The sequence below is a fragment of the Mesobacillus subterraneus genome, from assembly GCF_020524355.2.
In the GTDB taxonomy this organism is placed as follows: domain Bacteria; phylum Bacillota; class Bacilli; order Bacillales; family Cytobacillaceae; genus Mesobacillus; species Mesobacillus subterraneus_C.
In genome coordinates this window covers 4,012,145-4,025,428 of the sequence record NZ_CP129019.1, presented here as the reverse complement: position 1 = coordinate 4,025,428, position 13,284 = coordinate 4,012,145, and the positions used below count along the sequence as shown (strand labels likewise).

Genomic DNA, 13,284 nt, shown 5'->3' with positions numbered 1-13,284 from the left:
ATGGACTTCCTTCTGACAATGCCATTTGACGGGGACTTTTTTGAATTCAAAGGAGAGGTCCTCAATGTTGATATGGCATTTGACAACATACTTTTGCTCTTTGAAATGTTCGATGATGAGGAAATTGAGGATCATGAAAAAGTGTTTCTCACCTTCCAAATGCTAATATTTGAACATGAGCACTTAAAGTTCGATACCTACGAAGAAGCCTACGAATTGTTCAAGTATCTATTGAGGGAATTCCTTAATATTGATTTGGACAATCAAAGTGGTGACGGACAATCGAAAGTGAAAATGTACGATTATCAAAAAGACGCTGAGTTGATTTATGCGTCTTTTTTTGCTGTCTATAACATGGATCTTGCTCAACAACAAGGAAAGCTTCACTGGAAGAAGTTCCAGGCGTTGTTGACTCACTTGGATGATAATTCTCCCTTCAAAAAAGTGATTGGTTATCGCGTGATGAAGGTTCCTAGCGAGAAAGAATCCTCAAAAGATTACAGGCAGCATGTATTGAAAATGAAATCATTATATTCACTTGACGACGGACCGCAGGATGCTACCAGTGTCTTTGATTCACTCGCAAACTCCTTCAAACACCAAAAGGATGGAGGTGAGGGCTAGTGGCTGACGGGAAAGTTATAATTGATTCCAAAATAGATGACTCCGGGGTTACCAGGGGAATTAGGGCGATTAAGGCAAAGTTGGCCGTTCTCAACCATAGCTTGTTGAAGACGGCTGCACTAGGATCAGCAGTATCCCTCTCGACATCTCTCGTTCCTGCAATTGCTGCTGCCTCTGCTGCGACATTAGCATTGGGGGCTTCATTTGGAGCAGTGGGTGCCGGAGTAGTAGCATTTGGTGCAGTGGTCGTTGGAGTATTGGGGCAAGTTTTTGAAGCTGCTGATCAAGTTGCACAGTTAGAAGAAAAGATAGCGAATGCTTCTTCTGCAAAGGAAAGAATAGCTGCTCAAAAGGAACTAGCAAATTACTATAAGCAAATGAGTGATGCACAACGGTATGCACTCGAAGAGTTACAAAGTTTCAAAGCGTTCTGGAAGGACTTCACCAAGCAATTTGAAGAGCCAGTACTTAACTCATTCGGTCTTTCGTTGCATATTGTTCAAGAACTGCTAAAAGGGTTAGCTCCTACCATTTCAAATGTAGCTGATGTTATAGAGAGCTTGCTTGAATCAATGGATCAAGACATAAGTAACGGTGGTCTGGCAAGGTTCTTTGAGTGGCTTGAAACGAATGCGGCAGAAGCTCTGTATAATTTCGCTCGAATATTCGGTAATGTGTTTGCTGGTGTCTTTGAACTCATGATGGCTTTTGCTCCTTTAGGTGCATCGATGGAGGAAGGGCTTTTAGGCTTAACTGAAAGATTTAAGGAGTGGGCAAAATCCTTAAGTGCTTCAGAAGCCTTCCAGAAGTTTGTAGATTATGCAACAAGGAACGGACCAGTACTTCTGTCAGTACTCGGAAACATTGTTGAAGCAGTAATTGAATTTGGAAAAGTATTGTCCCCGTTTGGTCAGGTAGCGCTTGACGTCTTGGATATTTTGACATCGCTTTTAACTGGAGACCTAATAGGGGCTTCTGAAGCTTTTAGCAGGGCTTTTGGGGCTGGTACACTTGCGGCTGTGATATCTTTCTTTGATTCTCTTAAATCAGGTATAGAAGATTCGCAAATATCATTGGATACGATAAAAGAATTTATAACTGTGTTTGCAGAGTCAACTATTGAACGTTTCAAGATGATGGCTGATTTCATTATTTCTGCTTTTACCATTATCTGGTCCTACCTTCAACCGTTAGTAATGGACATCCTAGCATTTCTTCAGGAAAAGCTTCAACAAATCACCCAGTTCTGGAAAGAAAACGGCGAACAAATCATGCAAGCCGTAGAAAATGCCTTTAATTTTATTCTTCAGGTCATTGAATTTATCATGCCTGCAGTCATGTTCATTATTGAGGGAATTTGGAGTGCAATCAAGAATGTGATCAATGGCGCCTTAAACATTATCATGGGTTTGTTAAAGATCTTTGCAGGACTTTTCACTGGTGATTGGGACAAGATGTGGGAAGGCGTTAAGCAAATGCTTTCCGGAGCCGTTGAGGCAATTTGGGGACTCTTACAGCTTGGATTCCTTGGTAAGATATTTAAGGTTGTAAAAACATTTGGAACCCGAGCAGTAGAAAGCTTTCAAATCATGGTAAAGGGAGTAAGGCAATGGATTGATGACTTACTTGCCGGAGCATCAGCAAAATTCTCTAGTATTGCTGAGAAAATCATGACCCCCATAAATAACGCCAAAAATAAGGTCATTGGTTATATCGAAGATCTTTACCTGAAGGCTTTATATAAATGGGATGATTTAAGTAAAGCAGCCAAAACAAAGTTTGATGGCATAAGAGATAAAATCATGAAGCCTATAAGAGAGGCAAAAGACAAAATCAAAGGATTTATAGATGAAATCAAAGGATTCTTTGAAAATCTAAAGTTAAAAATTCCAAAACCACAAATCCCTAAGTTATCTGTTTCGGGAAGTCTGGATTTAAACCCAGTAGGTGGAATGAGCGTACCTAAAATCGGTTTTGATGGATGGTTTGCAGATGGTGCGGTATTCCCTTCAGGAAGTCCGAGGCTCATTGGTATAGGAGATAACACCAAGTATCAAGAGGCAGCCTTACCTTTATCTCCATCTGTACTTGGCATGATCGGAAAGAAAATTGCTGACACGATGCCAGGTGGAAGAAATGATCAACCAATCGAAATCACGATTCATAATGTCAACGAGCTAGATGGTAGAGAGCTTTCTCGATCCACATACAAGTATGATATGGAATTTCAAGAATTGGATAGGAGGTAACCAGGATGAGTTTTATGTTTAACGGGCAGCGACGTTCCTACTTAAAAGCCACCAGGGGTTCGACTCGTCCTGCGTGGGCTCCTGTAACCAGAAACCTTCGGAAAGTGCCAGGGAGACCTGGAGCTTATCCTGAGAGTACAGAAGTTGAACCTGTCATCATTCCGGTAAACATAAGGGTAGAACGAACGGCCGATTTAGACCTGAACAAGGTGAAAGAGGACCTAGCAGCATGGCTTATTACCGAGAATGCTGAGGGGCTTATCTTTGATAATGAGCCTGACCGAACTCTCTATGCAATGGTTGACGGCGGCTTGGATTTAAGGGAATTCGTGGAAACAGGGCGAGGATCATTCAATTTCCTCTGTCCAGACCCATACAAATACGGACCGTTAAAAACGATTCCGGCTATTACAGATTTAGCAGCGCCAGTTGTGTTAAGAAACGATGGCACAGTAGATGCTAAACCAAATATAAAAGTTACACTGAAACAGCCTACCACTTATCTGGATATCATCGGTGAAAATGATTATATGAGGATTGGCCGTCCTATCGATATTGATAAGGCTGCAGTCGCTGAAAAAGAGATAATCCTGCATGATACGATGTCAACGATGACCGCTTGGGGAGACGCTGCCAATACAGACATCGATGGCGGTACAGTAACTGGAACAATGGCAAGTGATGGAGCCAAGTTTTATGCTTCGTCATTTGGTACCGGCACCAGTTGGCATGGTCCGGCTAAGATTAAATCCCTTGGTCAGGAGCTGGTAGACTTTGAGGTAGCATTGCAGCCTATCCTTGATAACGATGACCTTTCAAAGGTAGGGCGAATTGAACTTTACTTGCTTGATGTCAATAAAAAGGCTGTAGCCAAACTGGCTATCAAAGACATTTCAAAAGGACAGGGTGGGAACATCGTTGAAATAAGAGTAGGCGATAACCTCGTTAATACCTTCTTAATCAACGAGTACGGAACCAATTGGAACACATGGCACAACTTTAACGGCTTGCTGCAGTTGACCAAGAAAGGCAACAAATGGACTTCGTATGTATGTAAGTTTATTAACGGTCAGGCTGATCAGAGAACGGCAAGAAAGCTAGCGGAATGGATTGATCTAGATAACCAATTCACTCGTAAGCTTGCACATGTTGTCGTCCACATCGGGGCAAATGGCACCTCCACACCATCCCAAATGAGTATCCAGGATTTAAAGGTGCTCAAGCTGAATCAGCTAACAGAAAGCCAGATTCCATACATCGGAGTAGCTGGTGATGTGTTTGAATTTGATTACGCACGTAGCGTAATACTGAAAAACGGAGAATTTTTTTATAAGAAAGATTTTGGTGCTCGCTTCTTTGGACTAAAGCCAGGTGACAACCCGGTTGTTTTCAGCCCTCCTGAAGTGATTGGACAAGTTGAAGCAGAATGGAAGCCACCGTATCGATGATCCATATACTCCATCATCAGAAAGATGAAATCATTAATTGGATTAATCATGTGAAGTCTGATAATCATGAAAACTCAATAGAGAATGATGAAAAGTATAACTTCATAGTTTCTGTGGATGAATCTGGTGCAGCTGATGTAGGAAGCCGATCGCGAATACTTATCCCAGGAGAAGAAGGAGATTACCGGGAGTTTATTGTCGATTATACATTCGAGCGCACGGCCTATATGGAAAAAGAGGTTTACACCAAAGGCTCATTCATCGATATCCGTAAATCCAAAATCATTTCTCCACAGGTACTTGACGGTCAAACCATCCAGACAGCTGGAGGCATGGTCCTCAGCGGGCTCGAATGGGAAGTTGGCATCGTTGAGTATAGCGGTATCAGAAAATGGGTTATCGAGAAGCATCTGGACGCATATGAAGCATTGAAGGCCATCGCTGAGTTATTCGACTGCGAATTACGTTTCAGGGTGACGGTAGACGGTGACCAGATTACTGGCCGTTATGTGGACTTCATTAAGAAACAAGGGCTGAATCGCGGCAAGGAAACCGTGTTCGGCAAAGATCTCATTGGTATAATTCGAAAAGTCTATTCAGACCGAATTGTTACTGCTTTACATTGTTTAGGACCAGAAAGGCAGGACGGAACCAGGCTAGAGGTTGTCGTTACAGATGACGCGGCATTCCAAAACTGGAATCGTAAAGGAAAGCATTTAATTGAGTTGTACGAGCCAGAATCAACCGATCAGGATATGACTCTTGAAAGACTAACACAGCTGGGCGAGATAGAGCTGAAGAAACGGATAGCGGCAGCCATTGAATACGAGGTGGAGGCAGCAAGTCTCGAGCACATCTTTGGATATGAACATGAGATTACCAGACTTGGAGATTCAGTGAAAATTAAAGATGAACATTTCAACCCTCCTATGTACTTGGATTCGAGGGTTATTTTCGTTGATCGCTCGGTTTTCAATAAGGCGAAAAAGTCCTATAAGCTTGGGGAAGTCATCGAGTATAAAAAAGAAGATGTCATGAAGACGTGGCGAGAGCTGCAGGCACTCTACGCGACTAAGGTAATCAAGTCACCGACTGCCCCTCCAGGAAAGCCGAATATCATCTGGATCAAGACAGGCGGAACTGTCGAAATTGCTCATACTTGGGATGCTGAACTAAATGAATGGGTACCAACAGGTGGAAGTTTATATAACTGGGTTATGTACTCGGATGATGCCTCAGGGAATGGTATTTCAAGCTCACCTGCGGGAAAAGAATATATCGGCTTTGCCTACAATAAGGAAGAAGAAACACCATCTTTGAATCCTGGTGAATATGCCTGGTCTAAGCTTCAAGGTGATCAGGGGGTACCTGGGCCTCCAGGGGATGATGGACAAACACCGTACTTCCATACTGCGTGGGCAGACAGCGCAGACGGAACGGTTAACTTCTCAACGACAACAGCAGGAACTCGCGCTTACATCGGAACCTATTCTGATTTCACTTCGGCTGACTCGACGTCCCCTGCTAAATATAAGTGGGCTAAGATTCAAGGGTCAAAAGGGAATGATGGTTATACGCCGGTAAAGGGTGTTGACTATTTCGACGGGAAAGATGGACAGAATGGGGTCTCAAGTTATCTGCATATCCGATACAGTCAAAGTGCGGACGGTAGTTCAATGACTACAGATCCATCGGGAGCGAAATATATTGGTGTTGCAACAACATCTACATCTGCAGCACCAACAGCCAATACTTCATATCGATGGAGTTTAATTAAAGGTGACCAAGGATTACCTGGGGAAACAGGATCAGATGGTAAGACTAGCTACCTTCATATAAAGTACTCGAATGATGGGGGAGCAACCTTTACTGCTAATAATGGGGAAACAGTTGGAGCCTGGATAGGAACTTATGTGGACTTCATTCAGGCTGACAGTATGAGTGTTTCTGCTTATACCTGGAATAAGGTGAAAGGAGAGAAAGGGGACACTGGAAGTCAAGGTGTACCAGGTCCGGCCGGTAAGGACGGTCAATCTCTTTACACCTGGGTTAAATACGCTGATACTTCAACAGGTGGAGGTATAAGTGATAGTCCAACAGGTAAGAAGTATATGGGTATCGCGGTTAATAAGACGAGCTCAACGGAATCGACGAATGCTGCAGATTACACTTGGGCGAAAATTGAAGGTGATCAGGGGATTCCTGGACCAGCCGGTTCTGATGGTGTAACGACATATACGTGGGTTAAATACGCTGATGACAATCTAGGAAACGGCATGAGCGACTCGCCAGACGGAAAGCGATATTTAGGGTTAGCGTACAATAAGACGACGGCTTCCGAAAGCACGAACAAGGCGGATTACTCGTGGAGTCCATTGTATGACAACGTAAAGGTTGGCGGAAGAAACTTATTGCTTAATTCTGCGCAATTAGTACAGAATGCAAAGTATGACATTGCTCAGTACACACTGAGTGAGTCGGTAGCTAACGGGGATAAAGTCACCTTTACGCTAAAAGGACAGTTAGCAGCCACTAAGTCTTCTTTTAGACTATATAATAGCGGAGGATCGGTACCCTTAGCCACTCTTCAGTCGATAGGTGGAGGGCTATACCAAGCTACTTTTGACTGGGTGGTAGGTAGCTCTGCAAACAGAGAAGTCTGGATTTATACGTTTTTAAGCACTCAATCCGGTACATCTACTATTGAATGGGTAAAGCTTGAGAAAGGGAACGTAGCAACCGACTGGACACCGGCACCTGAGGATGTAGACAAAGCGATTTCTGACGTCGATACGAAAGCCACTAACGCTCAGACTGCGGCTAATAACGCAAAGTCCACGGCAGACGGCAAAAACACATTATTTCGACAATCAACTCAACCTTCAACTTCCGGACGTAAAGTAGGCGATCTATGGTTCGACACTGCAAACGGTAATCGCATGTATGTGTGGACTGGTAGCTGGACGTTAACAAAGCTCGATTATCAGGCCCTGGCTGTTGGTAAGCTTTCTGCTATCAGTGCTGACTTAGGTGATGTGACAACTGGAAACCTATCCGGTGTAAGAATAGTGGTATCAGACGACATTTACAACACTGTCACAATTGATAATGGTATCGTTGAGTCAAAGTACTACACTCCGGCGGGCGAGCAGCGAAAGTCGACGCTTAAGGACGGCTACATTAACTTCGACTACCAGTCCGATTACGTTGCACCTCGGTCGGGTTCTGTCGGCATTGAGATTGGCGGAAGTATGGGAATTAGAGGAGTCAGTCCTGTTGAAGTGAAATCAACTGGGTCATTCGTGGAAGTCAAGTCGGATACAGACGAAGTCAAGATCAATGGCAAAACGGTAGTTGGTCTATACAACAACGGGTTTAAGAGAGCTGAAGTCTTTAACAACGGCATACGTCTCATAGGGGATAATTTCCTTTCGACTGCCGACCGTACATGGATTGCACCAACGCTGTTAAATGGTGTAACAAATATGGGCGGAGGTTATAGAACAGCTGGTTACTACAAAGACGCGCAAGGCTTAGTTCGTATCCGAGCGTTCCTCCAAGGAGTTGCAGATGGAAAGCACCTTTTCACCTTACCGGCAGGGTTTCGTCCATCAGAAATGGAGACATTCATTTGCTGGACTAATAACTCTGTAGGAAGCGGACGAATCACCATATACCCTGATGGAAGAGTTGTAGCAACCATTTCAGGAAATTGGCTTGCTTTATCACCTCCACCTTTCATGGCTGAAATCTAATTGGGGAGTTGACACTATGTATTTTGAAGCTAATAAAATTGATGCGAACGGATTCATTGTAGATCCCGTGATTGTATTACCAACAGATGTTTTACAAAGTGATATAATCACTAATCCTGTTCCGGAAGGACTTTACAAGCCAAAATGGACCGGCACAGAATGGACTGAAGGGGCAACTGATGAATATAAATATTCGGTTGATCATCCACAGAAGGAACCTACTGAAATGGAAATCCTAAAGCAGGAAAACACTTTACTGAAAGCACAAATACAAGCAGCTACTGATAGATCGGACTTTCATGAGGAACTAATCGCTGAAATGGCGATGATGTTTTATCCATGAAGGTTCGTTTTTTATTATTAAAATACTATTTTAGGAGATGAAGATATGATGGCATTATTTTTTGCGCAGCGAGTGATTTTGGGAAAGACAGCCTTCCAGGATGTGCCGGATTCACTAAAACCTGCTGTATACGAACACTTGAAAGATAGTGGCGTGGAGTATTTAGCTGGTGATTATCAGCCGACGGTTAACTAAAATTATAACTTTCATCTGAAAGGGGAAAGAGAATGTTTATTACTTTTGAAGAACTTAGGATTGTACATGCATACTTATTTGGAGCCGTGAAGTTTCTGGATCTGCTGGTCATACTAATGGTCGTTGATATATTCACTGGAGTGCTCAAAGCTATTAAGGAAAAACGATTAAGGAGTCGAAGCGCCCTTTACGGTTATGCAAGAAAAGTCGGGGTGTTTTTGATCATCATCCTGGCAAATGTTATCGATGTAATATTGGGATTAAATGGGGCAGTGGCATTTATCACGGTCCTTTTTTATATTGCAAATGAGGGATTGTCTATTATTGAAAACCTTGCTCAGATTGGCGTTAAAGTACCTTCAGTGATTGCAGATAAGCTTCATGTCATTCAAGCGGATAGTGAGAAAGCAGATGAAAAGAAGCTGTCCTAAAGGGCAGCTTTTCACTTTGAAAGGAGAGAATTCACATGAATGAAGAGCTCCATAATGACTTCGGTCACGGGAAGAACACCTATCCCCCAAGCAAAGGTGTGCCAGGACTTCCTGAATTCGAATTCAACAGTGCCGTTGGCAGAGAAACAAAGAGATTGCTTGAGGGCATAATGACAACTTATGAAGCGCAGCCTTTCAATGGAAATGATGTGCCTCTGAGAACCAGAACCAACTTTTATAACGCTCGGTATGCCAGAAATAAAAAAGCCATTGGTATTTCAGATCACGCGAATGCGAATGGAAAGAAATCCGTTCGTGGGTTCGGTGTCTTTTATTGGCATTCCAGTTCAGAAGCAAAGAAGCTTGCACAGATCATTCTGGATGAGTACAAGAAGGAGTTTCCTGATCGCGAGAAGTATCCGATTTGGGGTGACGGGTTATTTGCCTCAGAGCCAGGTGAATGGACAGACCTCCACATGTGCCGGGAAACAAAAGGAATATTTGTTTTAGTCGAATGGGAATTCATGACTAATCCTGAATCATATAAGCTTTTGAAATCAGATGATTATCGAAAACGCTGTGCGCTGGTCAAAGCCAGGTCTGCTTGTCGTTGGTACGGTATCCCGTTTGATAAGCCAGCTGCAAAACCTGCTGCTAAACCAGCACCAAAACCAAAGGAGGAAGATGACATGTTGGAAAAAGCAATTGTTGTTTTTGGAATGGATGATTTCCCTGCAGCCAAAAGATTAGCAAAAAAGATTAAAGCCCCTATTTATGTTCGTGATGGATTACCTGCCGGAAGACTTGCTAAAGAAGTGTATGTTGTAGGCGGGGATGAAAAAGGTTTAAAGGGCGATAAATTTGTAATCCTGTCTGGTTCCGATCTGTTCGAAACTTCTAATGCTGTTGGAGAGTTTCTGAAGAAATAATGAATATACTAAATGATTTCATTCACCTAACACAAGGTGAGTTGCTAATTAAATACTGGTGGTTATGGGTGACAATCTTGACTGCCTGGTTAATATTAGTTTGTAAAAAATAATATATTGTCTAGCTGTATGCTTAAATGGTACGCTAATACTGAGTTTTGGCGAATTCATAAGTGTAGCAAGATAAAAGCCCTTCTCATTATCTGGGAGGGGCTTTTTTTTATGTTTACTAAACGAACATTTGTTCGTATAATAAAGAAAAGGAGGTCTTATCGATGAAAGGTATGTTAGAAAGAGCGCGGGAATCAGGTGATACATATGAAATGATTTATCAGTCCAATGATGGTGTGTTATCCCAAAGAAAAGTTAAGATTTTGTCTGTAAACGAATTGACCATAAAGGCTTATTGCTACCTGAAACAGCAACCCAGGATTTTCAGCCTCGCTAATATCCTTTCGATCGAGCCAGTTCGACCATCAAGGAAGGGAGCATGACCATGTATTACAACTTTAGACGTCCATCAAGGGCTGAACGCGTGATGGCTCAAGAGGAAGAGATTTTATTAATAATTAAAGATTATTATAGTAAGAAGGGGTATTCACCCACCGTACGGGAAATCGCTAAGAAGTCCCAAGTAAGCTCCACAAGTACTGTGCTTCGGTATTTAAACCGGTTACAGGATAAAGGAAAGATTTCATGGGAAACCAAAATGCCAAGAACTATTAAAGTGAATACAAATATCATTTGAAAATAAAACAATATGAAAAAATATGGACATTTTCCAGTATTTTTTTGTTAATATTTGCTCATTTTTGTTCATTTTTGTACATTTGGTGATATATTATGTATGTACAGAGTATGCACGAATACTATTTTGTTTATTCTAAAAGAAACGAATATTCGGAAAAAAAGGGGGTTAGGGTCATGACATATCCATTATCTGATGTGATAAAATGGTTTCTTTCTCAAGAATCCATGTCACCAAAGAAGCTCCAGAAACTACTTTATTACTCATATGCCTGGTTTTTGACCCTTCAAAACGAATCAAGCGACGAGTTGGATAACAAGCTATTCGATGCTGAATTTGAAGCATGGGTACACGGACCGGTTATCTATAGTGTCTACGATCAGTATCGTCACAAAGGTTATCAACCCATAGAAAGATATGAAGGAGAAATTCCTGTTTTCGACGAAGAAACACACGACGTACTTGAACAGGTCTGGAACGTATACGGTGGTTATACGGGAAATGAATTGGAATCTATTACTCACCAGGAATCTCCTTGGTTAAATGCTAGATCAGGATATTCTCCACTCGATCGATGTAACGAAGTGATATCAGATGAAGATATGTTTAACTGTTATGTAGAGCGACTGGAAGACTAGATATGGGCAAAAGGGGAAAAGTTACGAATACAGTACAAAAGAAAAAGGGTATTACGAATCCCGTCCATCCAGAAGGGATAAGTAATACCTTATCTTTTGATTTCTCATATTCTAATTGGCTTAAATGTGTGAACAACAAGGATTTTACCAACAAATTAAAAGACGAAGCGCAGTTCGCAAGTTACTTTTTTGAGATATTCCAGAATATATTGCCGACAGTTCAAAAGAATTGGGATATCATAAAGTTAAATCAAAAGAAACAATTCCCCCACTGCCATACTCTGGCGAAAGGGAAAATAGAAACAGCCGAAAAGGTAATAAGGGAAATACACGGGAGACCATTATTGGACAAGGATGATAACACATTGAATTATTGGCAGCTCGGTTTAACCCAGTCAATTCGAGTGGTAGCTGTCTATAATCAAGAAAGAAATCTGATCTTCCCTGTGTTTGTGGATTATCACCATTTACTTCATGAGAGTATTAAATACAATCAAAAGGATTATGATAATTACGGATTTTGTCCAGTTTGCAAATATAGTAAATCAATAGTTTATTAAAATCGTATGCGCTCTGCTTCCAGCAGAGCTTTTTATTTTCCCAAGCGCTTGGGAATTTACATATCCCAAAAATCCTTATAATCCACATGGCCGTCATATCTTTTCAACGCTTTAACAATCTTCTTTGCAACTCCAAGCGTCGGCTCGCTTTCGTCTGGATCACACAATCGACTAATCGTACTCTTGCTGACTCCACTTTCCTTAGCCACTTCCTTTTGAGTAATCGAATGCTTATCCAGGTACTTGCCGAATTTAGATCTCTTTTTTCCGAGTCCGAACAATGCTAACCCCTCCTAAACCGTATCTGTCAAAAGCTTGGTCAGATTTCCCTTTTCTTAAACATTCTCCAATAAATTAAATTTTATCCAATCCGTTGGAATATTGGACAAGCAGGACCCAATATTCTTTATCAAGGACGTCACAAGACGCCTAAAAGGAGGCAGTGAAATGTATAGACCTACCGTACGTTATGCAGATTGTTATCAACAATATGTGGATGAGATATTTCTATCCACAACCCTTGATCGGAACCAAATCATCAGAGCAGCGTTATTCACAGCTGCGCACTCGGAAGAATTTTTAAAGTTGATGAAGCAAAACCAAAAAGCTGACGTCCCTCTTCCCTCCCCTTTATGGGAGCTGGATAATACTCCGTTATGGAGGGAGCAATCACCTAAAACAAAAGGAGAGGAGAGGGACGTCAATGATCATGATGACCGAAAGGGAGAAGTTGAGGATTATAGCCGAGTTGTTAAGTCAGGAACCTACATCACCAATATCGAGGGACGTCACCACCAGGTCCAGGGATCAGAAAGGTCGGTTCCAGAAAGAATCAAGACGACAGGAGAAATCAAAATACGGATCGGTTAGGGAGATTAAATTAAAAAAGGTGAGGGGAAGCTACGGCACATTTATAGTGAAAACAAGAATTCTGTCTGAAGAGGATTTAGCATATCTCTATGGGATGGCAGGAGTGATTTTATTGGCCATCATTTTTTGACCACACGACCACGCACCTGACCACATTTTCACCATTTTAGAACATACATTCGTAGAGGGCGATTCCATTTAATTAACTGGAACGCCCTCTTATTTTTACATTATAAATTTTTATAGAAGATTATAAAATCACCTCTTCATACGACACATTGTGAAGCTGTCGCGAAAATTGAACTTGCATAAAATTGAGAGCCTTGTCCTTTCGCGGATAAGGCTTTTTTATAGCCATATTACACTGATTGAAATGATATATGCTTCCTGAATGAGACGCATGAACCGTCCCTATTTGTTCTTTGTTATTAAAATGCATGTACTGCCTTTTTGTGTTATTTCTAAATACTTTGTCCTATACAATCAGCGCTATG

General features: G+C 41.8%; 14 protein-coding genes. 13 read left to right on the top strand and 1 reads right to left on the bottom strand.

Going from position 1 to position 13,284, the window contains the following annotated elements:
* The 12 genes from LC048_RS20925 (at position 1) to LC048_RS20875 (ending at position 11,920) form a co-directional block, all read left to right on the top strand.
* Positions 1-624 carry a Gp15 family bacteriophage protein gene (locus LC048_RS20925; RefSeq protein WP_226605472.1) on the top strand — a complete coding sequence of 208 codons (624 nt, stop codon included), beginning with the start codon at positions 1-3 and terminating at the stop codon, positions 622-624.
* A complete protein-coding gene (locus LC048_RS20920) occupies positions 624-2,873 on the top strand; it encodes a phage tail protein (RefSeq protein ID WP_306048704.1) in 2,250 nt (749 codons plus the stop codon). Before LC048_RS20925 ends, LC048_RS20920 begins: the two co-directional genes overlap by 1 nt.
* A gap of 5 nt (positions 2,874-2,878) precedes the next feature.
* Positions 2,879-4,321: a distal tail protein Dit gene (locus LC048_RS20915; RefSeq protein WP_306048703.1), complete on the top strand. Its 1,443-nt coding sequence runs from the start codon at positions 2,879-2,881 to the stop codon at positions 4,319-4,321.
* On the top strand, positions 4,300-8,076 hold the full coding sequence (locus tag LC048_RS20910) for a phage tail spike protein (RefSeq protein WP_306048701.1): 3,777 nt from the start codon (positions 4,300-4,302) through the stop codon (positions 8,074-8,076). Before LC048_RS20915 ends, LC048_RS20910 begins: the two co-directional genes overlap by 22 nt.
* Before the next feature lie 16 nt (positions 8,077-8,092).
* Positions 8,093-8,419, top strand: a complete 327-nt coding sequence (locus tag LC048_RS20905; protein WP_226605512.1) for a hypothetical protein — start codon at positions 8,093-8,095, stop codon at positions 8,417-8,419.
* A 45-nt stretch (positions 8,420-8,464) separates the two neighbouring features.
* Positions 8,465-8,614, top strand: coding sequence for a hypothetical protein (locus tag LC048_RS20900; RefSeq protein ID WP_226605514.1), 150 nt, complete (start codon positions 8,465-8,467; stop codon positions 8,612-8,614).
* Positions 8,615-8,646: 32 nt separating this feature from the next.
* Positions 8,647-9,045 carry a phage holin family protein gene (locus LC048_RS20895; protein WP_306048699.1) on the top strand — a complete coding sequence of 133 codons (399 nt, stop codon included), beginning with the start codon at positions 8,647-8,649 and terminating at the stop codon, positions 9,043-9,045.
* 35 nt (positions 9,046-9,080) lie between these two features.
* Positions 9,081-9,974: an N-acetylmuramoyl-L-alanine amidase family protein gene (locus tag LC048_RS20890; RefSeq protein ID WP_226605519.1), complete on the top strand. Its 894-nt coding sequence runs from the start codon at positions 9,081-9,083 to the stop codon at positions 9,972-9,974.
* Positions 9,975-10,249: 275 nt separating this feature from the next.
* Positions 10,250-10,468, top strand: coding sequence for a hypothetical protein (locus tag LC048_RS20885; RefSeq protein ID WP_306048697.1), 219 nt, complete (start codon positions 10,250-10,252; stop codon positions 10,466-10,468).
* Complete coding sequence (locus tag LC048_RS25190) at positions 10,465-10,722, top strand: LexA family protein (RefSeq protein ID WP_371931942.1); 258 nt, start codon at positions 10,465-10,467, stop codon at positions 10,720-10,722. The genes LC048_RS20885 and LC048_RS25190 overlap by 4 nt, the downstream gene beginning before the upstream one ends.
* Before the next feature lie 176 nt (positions 10,723-10,898).
* Positions 10,899-11,360: a Panacea domain-containing protein gene (locus LC048_RS20880; protein ID WP_226605524.1), complete on the top strand. Its 462-nt coding sequence runs from the start codon at positions 10,899-10,901 to the stop codon at positions 11,358-11,360.
* A gap of 2 nt (positions 11,361-11,362) precedes the next feature.
* Positions 11,363-11,920, top strand: coding sequence for a hypothetical protein (locus LC048_RS20875; protein WP_226605527.1), 558 nt, complete (start codon positions 11,363-11,365; stop codon positions 11,918-11,920).
* Between the two features lie 56 nt (positions 11,921-11,976).
* Here LC048_RS20875 and LC048_RS20870 read toward each other — a convergent pair whose 3' ends face one another.
* Positions 11,977-12,201, bottom strand: a complete 225-nt coding sequence (locus LC048_RS20870) for a helix-turn-helix domain-containing protein (RefSeq protein WP_226605530.1) — start codon at positions 12,199-12,201, stop codon at positions 11,977-11,979.
* A 166-nt stretch (positions 12,202-12,367) separates the two neighbouring features.
* Between LC048_RS20870 and LC048_RS20865 the strand changes: the two genes are divergently transcribed.
* On the top strand, positions 12,368-12,790 hold the full coding sequence (locus LC048_RS20865; RefSeq protein ID WP_226605531.1) for a hypothetical protein: 423 nt from the start codon (positions 12,368-12,370) through the stop codon (positions 12,788-12,790).
* The last annotated feature ends 494 nt before the right edge of the window (positions 12,791-13,284 follow it).

Excerpts from the sequence above, each read along its gene's own strand:
- LC048_RS20885 (WP_306048697.1), top strand. The coding sequence starts at position 10,250 with ATGAAAGGTATGTTAGAAAGAGCGCGGGAATCAGGTGATACATATGAA.
- LC048_RS25190 (WP_371931942.1), top strand. The coding sequence starts at position 10,465 with ATGACCATGTATTACAACTTTAGACGTCCATCAAGGGCTGAACGCGTG.
- LC048_RS20880 (WP_226605524.1), top strand. The coding sequence starts at position 10,899 with ATGACATATCCATTATCTGATGTGATAAAATGGTTTCTTTCTCAAGAA.
- LC048_RS20900 (WP_226605514.1), top strand. The coding sequence starts at position 8,465 with ATGATGGCATTATTTTTTGCGCAGCGAGTGATTTTGGGAAAGACAGCC.
- LC048_RS20865 (WP_226605531.1), top strand. The coding sequence starts at position 12,368 with ATGTATAGACCTACCGTACGTTATGCAGATTGTTATCAACAATATGTG.
- LC048_RS20925 (WP_226605472.1), top strand. The coding sequence starts at position 1 with ATGGACTTCCTTCTGACAATGCCATTTGACGGGGACTTTTTTGAATTC.
- LC048_RS20875 (WP_226605527.1), top strand. The coding sequence starts at position 11,363 with ATGGGCAAAAGGGGAAAAGTTACGAATACAGTACAAAAGAAAAAGGGT.
- LC048_RS20905 (WP_226605512.1), top strand. The coding sequence starts at position 8,093 with ATGTATTTTGAAGCTAATAAAATTGATGCGAACGGATTCATTGTAGAT.
- LC048_RS20915 (WP_306048703.1), top strand. The coding sequence starts at position 2,879 with ATGAGTTTTATGTTTAACGGGCAGCGACGTTCCTACTTAAAAGCCACC.
- LC048_RS20895 (WP_306048699.1), top strand. The coding sequence starts at position 8,647 with ATGTTTATTACTTTTGAAGAACTTAGGATTGTACATGCATACTTATTT.
- LC048_RS20890 (WP_226605519.1), top strand. The coding sequence starts at position 9,081 with ATGAATGAAGAGCTCCATAATGACTTCGGTCACGGGAAGAACACCTAT.
- LC048_RS20910 (WP_306048701.1), top strand. The coding sequence starts at position 4,300 with ATGGAAGCCACCGTATCGATGATCCATATACTCCATCATCAGAAAGAT.